Raw genomic sequence first — 15,392 nt, forward strand, 5'->3', positions numbered from 1 at the left:
CGCCAATCCGCAAAAAGAAACCGTTTTCTTTTTGCGGATTGGCGATGGGAACAGCTCCGGTTCAAGTTCGGGAAATACCATACTTAGTTCTGTCGAAGGACAGTCCATCAACGATTAATAACAAGACGCGGCCACCTTGAAGGCCTCATTTCACAGGGGTAGTAACATGAACAGTTCTGCAGGCAGGGAGCACAGCATCATCCGGAGCCTGGTAGCTCTGACGCTGGCGGGGGCGCTTGGCGCCTGTGGTGACAACACCGAGAATGCGGCCAATACCCTGCCGTCGGTACCCGTGGTGGTACAAACGGCGGCGTCCGGGGACGTGCCCCTCACTACCGAGATGGTGGGGGAGACCGCCGGCTATCGCGAGATCGAGGTGCGCGCCCGGGTCGGCGGCATCCTGCTCAAACGCACCTATGTGGAAGGCCAGCCGGTCACCGCCGGTCAGGAGCTGTTCCTGATCGACCCCGCCCCCTTCAAGGTGGCGCTGGAGCAGGCCAAGGGCACCCTGGCCCAGGAGCAAGCCCGCCTCAACAAGGCTCGCGCCGACAAGGATCGCGTCATCCCGCTGTTCAAGCGTCAGGTGGTGAGCCGCAAGGACTATGACGACACCATCGCCAACTACGAGGCGGCCCTGGCCAGCCTGCAGGCGGCCCAGGCCAAGGTGAAGGAGGCGGAGCTCAACCTCAGCTACACCCAGGTCACCGCCCCCATCAACGGCATGGCGAGCAAGAGCTCCCAGTCCGAGGGCAGCCTCATCGCCACCAGCGGCGAGGGCAGCCTGCTGACCACCATCACCCAGTTCGATCCCCTCTACGTCAACTTCTCCTACTCGGAGCAGGATCGCCTGAACTTCGAGAGCGCGGTCAAGAGCGGCAAGATCGAGGCCAAGAGCAGCACCGACTGGCGCACCCATATCCAGCTGGCCGACGGCAGCACCTACCCGCAAGCGGGGCGCCTTAATTTCTCCGACAGCCGGGTCGACCCCGCCACCGGCACCATCCGCGCCCGCGCCATCTTCGACAACAAGGACGGCGTCCTGTTGCCCGGCCAGTTCGTGCGCCTGACCATCGATCTGGGTACCCGCAAGGATGCCATCGTGGTGCCGCCCCGCGCCATCGTCCAGTCCCAGGCCGATCGCCTGGTGATGGTGGTGGATGCGGACAACAAGGTGAGCCCGCGCCCGGTCAAGCTGGGCCCGGCCATCAGCAGCGGCATCATCATCGACAGCGGCCTGCAGGTCGGCGATCGCTACATCGTCGAGGGGCTGATGAAGGCCCGCCCGGGCGCCGTGGTCAAACCGGTCAGTGCCGAAGAGATGAAGGCGATCAACGCCAAGATCACCCAGGGTGCCGCGGGCAAATAAGGAGCTCCCATGTTTTCCAAGTTCTTCATAGAACGCCCCATCTTCGCCAGCGTGATCTCGATCATCATCGTGCTGGGCGGGTTGGCGGCGATGCGCTCGCTCCCGGTGGAGCAGTATCCCCAGATCACCCCGGCCGTGGTCTCGGTCACCGCCTTCTACCCGGGTGCCACCCCTGAGGTGATCTCCCAGACCGTGGCCGCCCCCATTGAACAGCAGGTCAACGGGGTCGAGAACATGATCTACATGCAGTCCGGCTCCGCCTCCAACGGCCAGATGAACCTCAACGTCTACTTCGACATCGGGGTGGATCCGGATCAGGCGACCATAGACGTCAACAACCGGGTCTCGGCCGCCATGGCCCAGCTGCCGGAAGAGGTGAAGAAGCAGGGTGTAACGGTGCGCAAGAAGTCCACTTCCATCCTGCAGGTGATCACCCTGCAGTCACCCAACGGTTCGTTTGATACCACCTATCTGTCGAACTACGCCCTGCTCAACATCATCGACGAGCTGAAGCGGATTCCCGGCGTGGGGGACACCTCCCTGTTCGGCGGCACCGACTACGCCATGCGGATCTGGCTGCGCCCGGACCGGCTGGCCCAGCTGCAGCTCACCCCGAGCGATGTGATCGGCGCCATCCGCGAGCAGAACACCCAGTTTGCGGCCGGCAAGATCGGCTCCCAGCCCACCAGCACCCCCACCGACTTCACCTACACGGTGCAGACCAAGGGGCGTCTGGATGACGTCAGGGAGTTCGAGAGCATCATCATCCGCGCCATGCCGGACGGCTCCAAGATCCGGGTGAAAGACGTGGCTCGGGTCGAACTCGGCGGCAAGGACTACGACGTGCTGGCCCGCGCCAACGGCAAGCCGGCCATCGGTATCGCCACCTACCTGCAACCGGGGGCCAATGCGGTCGCGGTCGCCGATCAGGTGCGCGCCACCATGGAACGCCTGCAGGGCCGCTTCCCGCCGGACGTGGAGTACCAGATCCCCTACGACACCACCGACTTCGTGAAGATCTCCATCGAGGAGGTGGTCCACACCCTGCTCGAGGCGATCGTGCTGGTGTTCGTGGTGGTCTACCTCTTCCTGCAGAACTTCCGCGCCACCCTGATCCCCTGTATCGCGGTACCGGTGTCACTCATCGGTACCTTCGCCGGCATGCTGATGCTGGGCTTCTCCATCAACCTGCTGACCCTGTTCGGCATGGTGCTCGCCATCGGTATCGTGGTGGATGACGCCATCGTGGTGCTGGAGAACGTCGAGCGGATCATGAGCGAGAAGAAGTGCTCCGCCAAGGAGGCGTCCGTCCTCGCCATGCAGGAGGTCTCCGGCCCCGTGGTCGCCATCGTGCTGGTGCTCTCGGCCGTGTTCCTGCCGGTCGCCTTCATGGGCGGCATGACGGGGGTGATGTACAAGCAGTTCGCCATCACCATCGCCGTGTCGGTGGCCATCTCCGGTCTGGTGGCGCTCACCCTGTCGCCGGCCCTGTGCGCCATCTTGCTCAAAGAAGGCCACCACCAGCCGGCTCGCTTCTTCGTCTGGTTCAACAATGCCTTTGATGCCCTGACCCGCCGCTATGTGCGCGGGGTGGCCTTCCTCAACCGCCGGGTCGGCGTGGCCTTTGGCATCATCGCCATCATCCTCGGCTGCAGCTATGTGCTGTTCAACAAGGTGCCGGGCGCCCTGGTGCCGGACGAGGATCAGGGCTACCTCATCGGCTCCATCATGCTGCCCGATGCCGCCGCCCTGACCCGTACCCAGGCGGTCGCGAGCGACTTCGACAAGATGGCCATGGCCAACCCCAACGTGAAGGACGTGGTCACCTTCTCGGGCTTTGACATCCTGTCCGGCTCCATCATCAGCAACCGCGGCCTCACCTTCATCACCCTGAAAGACTGGAAAGAGCGTCAGGGCGAGGGTCAGGACTCCTTCTCTCTGGCCAAGACCTTCCAGGGGATGAGCCTGATGGGGCTGGCGGATGGCTTCACCGCCACCTTCAACCCGCCCCCCATCACCGGCATGTCCACCACCGGGGGCCTCGAAGGCTACCTGCAGAACCGGGGTACCGGCGACGTGCACGCCTTCGCGGGCGAGGTGCAGCGCCTGCTCGACGCGGCCAAGGAGCGCCCGGAGTTTGCCAGCGTGACCACCACCTTCCGTGCCAACGTGCCCCAGGTCTTCCTGGATCTCGATCGCGAGAAGGCCAAGGCGCTGGGGCTGCCCATCAACGCCGTGTTCGACACCATGCAGGCCACCTTCGGCCAGGTCTATGTCAACGACTTCAACCAGTTCGGTCGTACCTACCGGGTGCAGTTGCAATCCGAGGCGGACTACCGCGCCAAGAAGGATGACATCCGCAACGTCTATGTCCGCTCCAATACCGGCGAGATGATCCCCCTCACCAGTCTGGTCACGGTGCGCGATGCCACCGGCCCCGAGCTGGTCGAGCGTTTCAACATCTTCCCGGCCGCCAAGATCATGGCCCAGCCGGCACCGGGTATCAGCTCGGGCCAGGCAATCAAGGCCCTGGAGGAGATCGCCGCCCAGACGCTGGGCAACGACGCCAAGCTGGAGTGGACCGGTGCCGCCTACCAGGAAAAAGCGGCCGCCGGCAGCGCCGCCATGGCGTTTGGCTTCGGCATCGTGATGATCTTCCTCATCCTGGCCGCCCAGTATGAGCGCTGGAGCCTGCCGTTTGCGGTGATCACCGCCGTGCCGTTCGCCCTGTTCGGCGCCCTGCTCGCCACCTGGGCCGTGGGGCTCACCAACAACGTCTACTTCCAGATAGGCCTGGTGACGCTGGTGGGGCTGGCGGCGAAGAACGCCATCCTGATCGTGGAGTTCGCGGTGATGAAGTACGAGGAGGGGATGACCCTCATCGAGTCGGCCCTGGAGGCGGCTCGCCTGCGTTTCCGTCCCATCGTCATGACCTCGCTGGCGTTTATCCTGGGTTGTGTGCCCCTGGTCACCTCCAGCGGTGCCGGTGCGGCGAGCCGCCACGCCCTCGGCTGGCCGGTGATCGGCGGCATGCTGGCGGCGACCTTCATCGCCATCTTCTTCATCCCGCTCTTCTTCCGCCTCATCATGCGGCGATCGGAGCGACCGTCCAGGACGGCGCAGGAGAAGTCATAACCCCGGCCCCCGCAGACGCGGGGGCTTTCTTCTTCATAGGTCCGGCAATTTCTTAATCCATATCAACTATTTGGCAGATGACACAGGCCGAACCTTGACCTTCTCCTGTAGGTAAGGTTTACATTCATCCCATACGTCACAGGGAACCTGCACCATGTTGTCATCGAGATTGCCCACAGCACTCATCGCCCGGCTATTGCTGGCGCTGGTGCTCGTCTGCAATCTGACCCTGTGCATCAGCTGGCATGGCGCGGCCACCGCCCTCCCGGGTGAGACCCAGGATGCCCTTCCGGCATCCTCCCCCTTGTCTCATGCGCTGCACGAGAGTCCGCCTGTGCAGCACGCCGCCATGAACCATGGCCAGGCCGAAACAATTCCCCTCTCCTGCCATTCGGGCACCATGAGCCAGAGTGCCCCGTCTGGGGAGGAGTGCCAGATGCAGGCCGGCTTCTCCGGTGCGGCCAATGCCCCGCCCCTGCTCGGCATGCTGTTGTCACTGCTGCTGATCCCCCTGCTGCTGCTCCCCTCTTCGTGGCATGTCGGCTCCCTGCTCGACAACTGGCTGCGGGATCCCTTCCTGCGCCTGCGCGGTACCCATCCCCCCTCCTGGCCCAGACGGCATCTGATGCTCTCTGTGCTGCGCCATTAGAAACCTCTTCTACCCCAGCCTGGGCAATGGTTCGCCATTGCAACAAGTGCCGTGCACCGGCCGACTCGTCGGTGGTGCTCCGTTTGCCGCCCAACCCGTTCGCTGTGATTCGAGTGTTGCGTGACGCAGGTGCGTGAATAACGCCTCTGCCCCGCCCCTGGACACGACGCTCATGCAGGAACCCGGTCAGGCGGCCTGATAGAAGAGAAGATGTAACCATGTCATCAGCCAAGATTTTCGCCGTTGCCGGCGCCCGCCCCTCCCGTCCGACTCGTGCCGGAGGCCTGCGATGAACAAGACCCTGATCCTGTCGACTCTGATGCTCGCCCTCGGGGCCGGCGGCGGCTACTGGGCCGCCACCAAGATGGGCGGCGCCACCACCGCCAGGGAGAAGGCCCCCCTCTACTGGGTCAATCCCATGGATCCCCGCGACAAGCGCGATGCCCCCGCCAAGGACAACATGGGGATGGACTTCATCCCCGTCTATGAAGAGAAGCAGGGCGGCTCGCCGGGTACCGTTACCATCAGCCCCGAGATCCAGCAGAACCTGGGGGTGCGGCTCGCCAAGGTGGAAAAACTGCCCGTCCACCAGCAGATCGAGACGGTGGGTTACGTGGGATATGACGAGGAGCGCCTCGAGGCCATCAACTCCCGGATGGCGGGCTGGATCCGCAATCTCGCCATCAAGAACGAGGGGCAGCAGGTGGCCAGGGGCAGCTTCATCTACGATCTCTACGCCCCGGATCTGGTGAACGCCCAGCACGAGTACCTGCTGGCGCTCAATACCACCAACCCGCTGCTGCTGCGCGCCGCCGAAGGCAAGCTCAAGTCCCTGCAGGTACCGGCGGATCAGATTGCGGCCCTCAAGCGCACCCGCAAGGTGCAGGAGACGGTGCGCATCTATGCCCCGAGCAGCGGCTATGTCTCCGAGCTCAAGGTGCGTGAAGGCCAGTATGTGGAGCCCGCCGCCCCCCTCTTTAACATCAGTACCCTCAAGCAGGTGTGGGTGAGCGCCGAGGTGTTCGAGCGCCAGGCCGCCCAGATCAAGGTCGGCGATCCGGTCACCATGACCCTGGACTATGCCCCGGGCCGCCGCTGGCAGGGTCGGGTGGACTATCTCTACCCGACGCTCGATGCGAGCACCCGCACCCTGCGGGTCCGCCTGCGCTTCGACAACCCGGACGAGTTCCTGAAACCCAACATGTTCGCCAAGGTGAGCATCGGCACCGGCAAGGGGGAACCCCGCCTGGTGGTGCCGAGCGAAGCGGTGATCCGCACCGGCAGCCAGGACAGGCTGGTGCTGGCGCTGGGGGATGGCAACTTCAAGTCGGTGGCCGTCACCCTGGGCCCCCAGTTTGGTGACAAGGTCGCCATTGAGGAGGGGGTCGAAGCCGGTGACAGCATCGTCAGCTCGGCCCAGTTCCTGCTCGACTCCGAATCAGCCATCGATTCGGACTTCCAGCGCATGACGGCGGTGCGTCCCATGCAGGTGTGGACCCAGGGCCAGGTGCAGAACATCGATCTCGCCGGGCGTACCCTCGGCATCTCTCACCAGCCCATTCCCGAGTGGCAGTGGCCCGCCATGGAGATGGACTTCACCGTGGCCGACGGCGTGGACATCAGCCAGCTGAAACCGGATCAGACCCTGCATCTGCAGGTGGAGCAGGAGGGGGACGAGTACCGCATCATCCAGATCCATGTGGAAGACAAGCCGGCCGCAGACGAGCCGATGAAAGAGGCCAAGGGCGAGATGCCAGGCATGGATCACAGCCAGCACCAGATGGGGGATAAATCATGATCCCGGCCATGCTTCGCTGCATTGAGCACAAACCCAATCGGCAGCCCGCCCACCGAATGAGAGGAGCCCAGTCATGATCCCTGCCATCATTCGCTGGTCCGTCGGCAACCGCTTCCTGGTGCTGCTGCTGACCGTCATGCTCACCGCCTGGGGCCTCTGGTCGGTCAAGCAGACCCCGGTGGACGCCCTGCCGGATCTCTCCGACGTCCAGGTGATCATCAAGACCTCCTACCCGGGCCAGGCGCCCCAGGTGGTGGAGGATCAGGTGACCTACCCCCTCACCACCGCCATGCTGGCGGTGCCGGGGGCCACCACGGTGCGCGGCTACTCCTTCTTCGGCGACTCCTTCGTCTACGTGCTGTTTGACGACGACACCGACCTCTACTGGGCCCGCGCCCGGGTGCTGGAGTACCTGAGCCAGGTGGCCCCCAATCTGCCCGCCGGGGCCCAGCCGCAGCTCGGGCCGGACGCCACCGGGGTGGGCTGGGTCTACCAGTACGCCCTGGTGGACAAGAGCGGCAAGCACGATCTCAGCGAGCTCACGTCACTGCAGAACTGGTTTCTGAAATACGAGCTGCAGACGGTGAACGGCGTCTCCGAAGTCGCCACCGTGGGCGGCATGGTGCGCCAGTACCAGGTGCGGGTCGATCCGGACAAGCTGCGGGCCTACGGCATTCCGCTCTCCCTCATCGAGACCGCCATCAAGCAGGGCAACCAGGAGACCGGCGCCTCCGTCATCGAGATGGCGGAAGCGGAGTACATGGTTCGTTCGAATGGCTACCTCAAGAGCGTCGAGGATCTGAAGCAGATCCCGCTCGGCACCAATGTGCGGGGCGCCCCCCTGCTGCTGGGTGACGTGGCCGACGTGGTGACCGGTCCCCAGAGCCGGCGCGGTATCGCCGAGCTCAACGGCGAAGGGGAAGTGGTGGGCGGCATCATCGTCATGCGTTTTGGCGAGAATGCCCAGCACACCATCGACGGGGTCAAGGCACGGCTGACCGAGCTCAAATCCAGCCTGCCCGACGGGGTGGAGATCGTCACCGTGTACGATCGATCCGACCTTATCCAGCGCGCCATCGACAACCTCTCCGCCAAGCTGGTGGAGGAGTTCGCCGTGGTGGTGCTGGTGTGTCTCGCCTTCCTGTTCCACCTGCGCTCGTCCCTGGTGGTGGTCATCACCCTCCCTATCGCGATTTTGACCGCCTTTATCGTGATGCACCTGCAGGGGATCAACGCCAACATCATGTCGCTGGGGGGCATCGCCATCGCCATCGGCGCCATGGTGGACGGCGCCATCGTGATGATAGAGAACGTCCACAAGCACATGGAGCGGGAGGCGCTCACCGACAAGAACCGCTGGCGGATCATCACCGAGGCAAGCATCGAGGTGGGGCCGGCGATTTTCTTCTCCCTGCTCATCATCACCATGAGCTTCCTGCCGGTGTTTGCCCTGGAGGCGCAGGAGGGGCGCATGTTCCACCCGCTGGCCTACACCAAGACCTACGCCATGGCCGCCGCCGCCGCGCTCGCCATCACGCTGGTGCCGGTCATCATGGGCTATTTCATCCGCGGCAAGGTATTGCCCGAGCAGGCCAACCCCCTCAACCGTGGCTTGAGCCAGGCCTATGTGCCCCTGCTCAATGCCGTGCTGGCCCGTCCCAAGACCACCCTCGCCGCCGCCCTGGTGGTCACTGTCGCGGGTTTCTGGCCGCTCCAGCACCTGGGCTCCGAGTTCATACCGCCGCTCGATGAGGGGGACATCATGTACATGCCCACCACGGCGACCAACATCTCGGTGGGCAAGGCGCGGGAGATCCTGCAACAGACCGACAAACTCATCCGCACCGTGCCCGAGGTACAGAACGTGTTCGGCAAGGCGGGACGCGCCGACTCGGCCACCGACCCGGCGGATCTGGTGATGATGGAGACCAGCATCCAGCTCAAGCCCCGCGACCAGTGGCGCCCGGGCATGACCCCGGAGAAGCTGAAAGAAGAGCTCGACTCCCTCATCCGCTTCCCCGGCCTCACCAACGCCTGGGTGCCCCCCATCAAGACCCGTATCGACATGCTGGCCACCGGCATCAAGACCCCGGTGGGGATCAAGATCGCCGGCCCCGACCTCAAGGTGGTCCAGCAGATTGGCCAGCAACTCGAGCAGATAGTCGGCAAGGTGGAAGGCGCCGCCTCCGTCTACGCCGAACGGGTGGCGGGTGGTCGCTACGTCAAGGTGGATATCGATCGACTCAAGGCGGCCCGCTACGGCCTCAACATCGCCGACGTGCAGGCGGTGCTCGCCACTGCGGTGGGCGGCATGGACGTGGGGCAGACCATTGAGGGGCGCGAGCGTTACCCCATCAACCTGCGCTATCCCCAGAGCTATCGCGACTCCGTGGCCAGCCTCGAACTGCTGCCCCTGGTCACCCCCAAGGGTGAGCGGATCGCCCTGGCGGACGTGGCCCGGGTCTACATCAGCGACGAGGCGCCCATGCTGCGCAGCGAAAACGCACGCCTCAACGGCTGGGTCTACGTGGACATCCGTGGCCGCGACATCGGCTCCTTTGTGGCAGAGGCCAAGGCCGAGGTGGACAAGCAGCTGGTGCTGCCACCGGGTTACGCCCTCACCTGGTCAGGTCAGTACGAATACATGGAGCGGGCCATGGAGCGCCTCACCTACGTGGTGCCCCTGACCCTCGCCATTATCGTGCTGCTGCTCTATCTCGCGTTTCACCGCTTCCAGGAGGTGCTGCTCATCCTCACCACCCTGCCGCTGGCGGTGGTCGGGGGGATCTGGGCCGTCTGGTTGCTCGACTTCAACCTCTCGGTGGGCGTCGGCGTCGGCTTCATCGCCCTGGCCGGGGTGGCCGTGGAGACGGGGGTGCTGATGCTGGTCTACCTCAACCACGCCTGGGACGATCTGGTGGCCAGCGGCAAACCGGACAAGGCCGGCCTGCACCAGGCGGTCATTCACGGCGCCGCCCTGCGCCTGCGCCCCAAGATGATGACGGTGGTGACCATCATCGCCGGCCTTCTGCCCATCATGTGGAGCCATGGCACCGGCTCGGAGGTGATGCAGCGCATCGCCGCCCCCATGATCGGCGGCATGGTGACGGCGCTGGTGCTGACCCTGCTGGTGCTGCCCGCCGCCTACTACCTGTGGCGCAGCCGCACCCTGAAAACCCTTGAACACACGACGTCGCAGACGGATACCCCGACTGCCCCCTGATCAACCGGACAACACAAACAAGGAAACCATCATGAACTACAAGACGCTGACGCTGACCCTGCTATTGGGCCTCGCCACCCACACCGGCCTGCAGGCCGAGGAGATGATGAACCACGAAGGGCACGACATGAGCCAGATGGGGGAGATGGGCCAGATGGAGGGCATGGATGGCATGGAGGAGAAGGTGATGACCAAGGGGGTCATCAGCCGTATCGACACGCAAAACGGCAAGGTAGGCATCAAGCACGAGGCCATCGCGAACCTCAAGATGCCCCCCATGACCATGGTCTTCCAGGTGGCCGATCCCGCCCTGATGGAAGGGTTCAAGGTCGGGGATGCGGTGAGCTTCCACGCCGAAAGTCCGGCTGGAAAGCTCACGGTGACGAAGCTGCAGAAGCAGTAACCACTCACAAGGGCAGTAAAAAAACGGCGGGTTGAACCCGCCGTTTTGTTGTCTGCTTGTCAGCGCCGGGCCGATCCTCAGCCGCGAATGTGGTCGATAAAGGCGTCGATCTGCTCGCGGCTGCAAGCCGGGTTCATGAATACCGCCTTTTCCCCGGCGATGTAGGAGTAACGGCCGCGCGCGTCGTAATCGGAGCGGGCCACCGCCTCCACCCAGTTGGTGTAGAGCCCCACCTTGCCGCGCCCGGTGAAGAGGCTGCGGTGGTATTCGGTGTTGCGTGCCAGCCGCGCCTTGTAGGCGGGGTCGGGACTGCGGGCCAGCTCGAAGGCGAACTCGGCCTCCGGATCCTGCACCCACTCGGAGTTGTAGATCTTGAAGCCCACGCTCGGCCCCTGGTTCTCCTGGGCCACCAGCTTGACGTTGCCGAGCTGGCTCAGACGGAAGCGGAAGTAGTTGGCGTTTTGCAGGCAGTGGGCCAGCACGGTGCGATACCCCTCGACCCCCAGGTAGTTGAGGGCCGCGTAGGCGCCGAACAGGCCACTCGCCCCGCGGGAGCACTCTATGGTGGACTGCAGGTGGGTGTGGCCCTGGATGTCGCGCTCGAAGTAGGAGAAGTTCTCCGGGTCGTTCTCCATTGCCTTGAGGTCGTTCTGCTCCTTGATCATCACCAGGCTGGAGGTGTAGGGCACATAGCCCCACTTCTGGAAGTCGACGGTGAAGGAGTCAGCGTATTTGAGCTCGGCAAAGCGCGCCACGTTGCGCTCGATGCCGGCCAGGGTCGCGGCGTTGATGGCCAGGGGGTTGGCGGCAAAGTCGTAACCCAGGAAGAAGATCATCGACCAGCCGATGGCGGCGTCCACGTGGATGTGGGGCTTGACCGCCACCTCGAAGCGCTCGCACAGGCGATCCCGCAGGTCCACCACGGGTTTGACCTGATCCACCCCGAAGGTGTCCGTGGTACCCATGGTGAGCATGATGGTGGGCACCACGTGCTTCAAGGCAAAACAGGCGGTCAGGGTGCGCTCGAGATCCGCGAGATCGATGTCGTTGTTCTCCCCGACCTGGATGCGGATGGTCTTGTTCTCGATGTCCACCCCGAGCAGGGAGAGGTTGGTGATGTTGGAGTAGTGGCCGCCCTGGGAGTTGATGATGCGGTAGTCCTGATAGTGGCCGAGCCCCTTGTGCTTGGCTTCCGGCAGGCTCTTGCGAATGCCGAGCAGGTAGCCGTAGAGGTTACAGAAGGTCCCCCCCTGGGTGAAGATGCCGGTGGCACGGACCGGATCGTAACCCGCCAGCAGGGCAATCTGGCGCACCACCTTCCTCTCCAGCTCCTCGGCCACCCCGGCGTATTCCGAATAGACCAGGTTGGGGTTGGCCAGAATGCCCATCTGGGCGCCGTAGATGGCGGGATCCGCCGACATGGTGATGACGTTCTCGACGCTGGAGGGGTTCTCCCAGTCCTTGGAGAGGGCGCCGGCAAACAGCAGCTCGGCCATGGGCTCGCCTGGGGTGCGCATGGCCGCCGGCACCGGCACTGTCTCGCACAGATCGGCGAGGCGGGCGCGGCCGTCCGGCCAGGCATTCAGGCGCGCATCCGGGGCCAGGCCCCGGGCGCGAAACTCGTTGAGGGTGGCAAAACCGGGCTCGCGAAACACCGGCCAGAGATCGGGGTTACGGGAGAAAAAGTGGGCCTTGACGGTGGCGAAGCGGGCGGCGAATTCGGGGGAGACGGCGTTGACACCGTCGTCTTTCAGATAGACCAAGTCACTCATTTTTATACCATTCGTACGGCAAAAGTGCGGTTTTTATACTCCAGTGACCCCGCTATCAACAGCGACAATATCTAATGGTCTCCCCTACTTTTTGTCATGTCTGAGTCGTGACGGGGCCTGCGGCAATCATGCCCGAACGACCCCTGTCTTCGTCTTGTGATCCCGCTCACGCCGACAAGGTCAGCGCAGCGCCCCCAGCAACCAGTCGGAGAACGCCAGCAGCTCGTCCTGCTGGGCCGGGAAATCGGCCCGCCACCCTTGCAGCAGGGCGTCGATGGCGTCGGCCCGGTAGGCGACCCCGGGCAGCCGCTCGGCCAGGGCATCCAGCGGGGCCGGATCCAGACTGTCGCTGAAGATCTGCGCCCGCCCTATCACCCCCTTCTCCACGTCGAAGTGCAGCTCCACCCCGCCCCAGGGGAAGCGTTCGTCCAGCTGATGGCTGAAGGTGGGGGCGTGGCCGAAATTCCACTCCCAGCTGCGCTGGCGGGCGAAGGTCTCGGCAAAGCCGGGCAGGTCGGGCATCCGCTCGGGGGAGATATGCTCGGGGGTAACCCTGTCGCCATGGTGGGCGAAGAAGGCCTCGCACAGGGCCTGGACCACCCGTGAGTGATCGATTCCCGGCAGCAGTTCGCCGAGGTTCGTCACCCGGCTGCGTACCGAGGTGATCCCCTTGGCCGCCAGCTTCTTGGGGTCGGGATTGAGGTAGTGGGCGAGGCGGCCGAGGTCGGCGTCCAGCAGCAGGGTGCCGTGGTGGAAACCGCGATCCTGGGTCTCCCGGTAGGCCGAACCAGAGACCTTGCGATCCCCGTCCGGGGTGGCCACCAGCAAGTCGTTGCGCCCGGAGGCAAAGGCGCTCACCCCGAGCCGCTTGAGTGCATCCAGCACGATGGCGGTGGAGACGCTCTTGTCATAGCCGGGCTTGCCCGCCATGAAGGTGAAGCAGCTGTTGCCAAGGTCGTGAAACACGGCGCCGCCCCCGCTGCTGCGCCGGGCCAGGGTCACGCCATCCTCCTCCATGCGGCGGGTGTTGCACTCCTTCCAGGGGTTCTGGGCCCGGCCGATCACCACGGTGTTGGCGTTGCGCCACAGAAACAGCACCCGCTGGGCGGGGTCCATCTGACGGAAGATGCACTCCTCCACCGCGAGGTTGAACAGGGGATCGTGGGAGTCGGAGAGCAGCAGGCGCAGGGAGGACATGGCGGGACCTTCTTGTGAAACAGACAACGGGAAACAGGAAACGGATGACAACCATACCACCTGGGGGCGGATCGGCGAACCCCGCCCCCCTTCCCCCGGGTCTAGTCGCCGCGAAGGGCCACCACGGGGTCGAGGCGCACCGCCCTGAGGGCCGGCGCCACCCCGGCGAGCAGCCCCACCAGGGCGCTCCCCGCCAGCGCCAGCAGCAGATAGAGCGGGTGCAGCGCCAACGGCAGGGCCGGGAGCAACCAGCCGGTCAGGAGGCTGGCCCCCAGCAGCAGCAGGAGCCCGAGCAGGCCCCCCGCCAGGGCCAGCACCATGGCCTCGAGCAAGAACAGGGTGAGGATCTGGCGGCGTGGGCTGCCGAGGGCCATCAGCAGGCCAATCTCGGGAACCCGCTCCTGCTGGCTGATGCTCATGATGCTGAAGATGCCGACCGCCCCGATGAGCAGCGACACCCCCCCGAGCCCGCCGATGGCGAGCTTCACCATCGCCAAGATCTTGTCGAGGCTCGCCAGCATCTCCTGCTGGGAGAGCAGGGTGAAATCCTCCGCCCCGTGGCGGGCGGTGAGCAGGCGCCGCACCCGCTCCAGCACCACGGACTCCGCCTCCCCGGCCCCGTAGACGAGATCGATCTCCTGCAGCCCCTCCCGGTTGAACAGGGCCTGGGCGTGGGCCGCCGGCACATAGATCATGTCGTCGAGATCGAAGCCGAGGAACTGCCCCTTGGGGGCCAGCACCCCCACCACCCGAAAGCGCCGATCGCCCGCCCGGATCAGGCTCCCCGGCGCGCCGCCGCGGGGGAACAGCTCGGCCGCCACCTTGGCCCCCAGCACCGTCAGGGCGCGTGGCATGGCCCCCTCCTCGGTCGGCAGGAAGCGCCCCTCGGCCAGGGTCAGGCGCCAGCCGGCCAGCGCCGCCGAGCCGGTACCCAGGATGGCGGTGCTGCGGCTGAGCCCGCCGGCGCGCACCTCCCCCTGCCCCTGCACCACAGGCAGCACCGACTCCACCCCGGGCAGGCGTGCCAGGGCCTCGGCGTCCAGCAACAGCAGGGGGCGGCTGCTCGAGAGCAGGCCCGGGGGACCACCGCCGGTCTGGGTCTTGCCCGGGGTGACCGCCACCAGCCGGGTGCCGAACTGGGCGAAGCTCCCCTGCAGGTAGAGGCGCAGCCCCTCGCCGATGCCGGTGAGCAGGGTGACGGCGGCGATGCCGATGGCGATGCCGAGCGCCGAGAGCAGGCTGCGGCTGCCGGCGGCCCCAAGGGCGCGCCACAGCCAGGCCATGAGATCCCCGGCGCGCATCAGGCCCCTCATTGGCCGCTGCGCAGGCTGCCGACCGGCTCCTGACGCGCCGCCCGGCTGGCCGGCAGCCAGCTGAAGAAGAGCCCCACCGCGATCGCCGCCGGCAGGCTTATCAGGGGCGCCTGCCAGGGCACCGCCAGGGGGAAGGCGGGCCAGAGCGCACCGCCCAGCGCCACCAGCAGGTAACCGAGCGCCACCCCGAGCAGGCCGCCGCCCCCGGCGAGCAGCAGCGCCTCCCACAGAAACAGCCGGCGTATGGTGGCGCCGTCGGCCCCCAGCGCCTTGAGCAGGCCTATCTCGCCGGTGCGCTGGCGGGTGCTGATGAGGGCCAGGTTCATCATCATGATGCCCGACACCAGCAGGCTGATGGCGCCGATGCCGGCGACCGCCAGGGTCAGGGTAGCGAGGATGGAGGAAAAAGCCGCCAGCATGGCGTCGCGCCGCACCAGGGTCACGTCCAGGGTGCCGTGGCGCGCCTGCATCAGCCGCTCGAGGCGCGCCGTCAGCGGGTCCAGCCCCTGACCGGCCAGGGGCTGGATCACCAGGCG

General features: G+C 65.4%; 10 protein-coding genes. 6 read left to right on the forward strand and 4 right to left on the reverse strand.

The genetic code is table 11. The features are described from left to right. The first annotated feature begins 166 nt into the window (after positions 1-166). From BN1136_RS14100 to BN1136_RS14125, 6 genes are all read left to right on the forward strand, one after another. Positions 167-1,366 (forward strand): efflux RND transporter periplasmic adaptor subunit, encoded by a 1,200-nt coding sequence (locus tag BN1136_RS14100; protein WP_043759210.1) that lies wholly within the window; start codon positions 167-169, stop codon positions 1,364-1,366. A 9-nt stretch (positions 1,367-1,375) separates the two neighbouring features. Next, positions 1,376-4,501, forward strand: a complete 3,126-nt coding sequence (locus BN1136_RS14105; RefSeq protein WP_043808730.1) for an efflux RND transporter permease subunit — start codon at positions 1,376-1,378, stop codon at positions 4,499-4,501. Between the two features lie 154 nt (positions 4,502-4,655). After that, on the forward strand, positions 4,656-5,150 hold the full coding sequence (locus BN1136_RS14110; RefSeq protein WP_043759203.1) for a hypothetical protein: 495 nt from the start codon (positions 4,656-4,658) through the stop codon (positions 5,148-5,150). 289 nt (positions 5,151-5,439) lie between these two features. Then, on the forward strand, positions 5,440-6,948 hold the full coding sequence (locus tag BN1136_RS14115) for an efflux RND transporter periplasmic adaptor subunit (protein WP_043759201.1): 1,509 nt from the start codon (positions 5,440-5,442) through the stop codon (positions 6,946-6,948). Between the two features lie 73 nt (positions 6,949-7,021). Further along, entirely contained in the window at positions 7,022-10,171 is a 3,150-nt protein-coding gene (locus BN1136_RS14120) for an efflux RND transporter permease subunit (RefSeq protein WP_043759199.1), read from the forward strand. A 31-nt stretch (positions 10,172-10,202) separates the two neighbouring features. Next, positions 10,203-10,574, forward strand: coding sequence for a copper-binding protein (locus BN1136_RS14125; RefSeq protein ID WP_043759198.1), 372 nt, complete (start codon positions 10,203-10,205; stop codon positions 10,572-10,574). Positions 10,575-10,651: 77 nt separating this feature from the next. Here BN1136_RS14125 and BN1136_RS14130 read toward each other — a convergent pair whose 3' ends face one another. From BN1136_RS14130 to BN1136_RS14145, 4 genes are all read right to left on the reverse strand, one after another. Next, positions 10,652-12,346 carry a pyridoxal phosphate-dependent decarboxylase family protein gene (locus BN1136_RS14130; RefSeq protein WP_043759196.1) on the reverse strand — a complete coding sequence of 565 codons (1,695 nt, stop codon included), beginning with the start codon at positions 12,344-12,346 and terminating at the stop codon, positions 10,652-10,654. A 180-nt stretch (positions 12,347-12,526) separates the two neighbouring features. Further along, complete coding sequence (locus BN1136_RS14135) at positions 12,527-13,543, reverse strand: lipoate--protein ligase (protein WP_043759194.1); 1,017 nt, start codon at positions 13,541-13,543, stop codon at positions 12,527-12,529. Between the two features lie 101 nt (positions 13,544-13,644). Further along, positions 13,645-14,844 (reverse strand): ABC transporter permease, encoded by a 1,200-nt coding sequence (locus tag BN1136_RS14140; RefSeq protein ID WP_043808732.1) that lies wholly within the window; start codon positions 14,842-14,844, stop codon positions 13,645-13,647. 8 nt (positions 14,845-14,852) lie between these two features. Continuing rightward, positions 14,853-15,392: ABC transporter permease (locus tag BN1136_RS14145; RefSeq protein ID WP_043808734.1), on the reverse strand; the 540-nt coding region annotated here is incomplete at its 5' end.

This window comes from Aeromonas taiwanensis (genome assembly GCF_000820165.1).
GTDB classification, from domain to species: Bacteria; Pseudomonadota; Gammaproteobacteria; order Enterobacterales; family Aeromonadaceae; genus Aeromonas; species Aeromonas taiwanensis.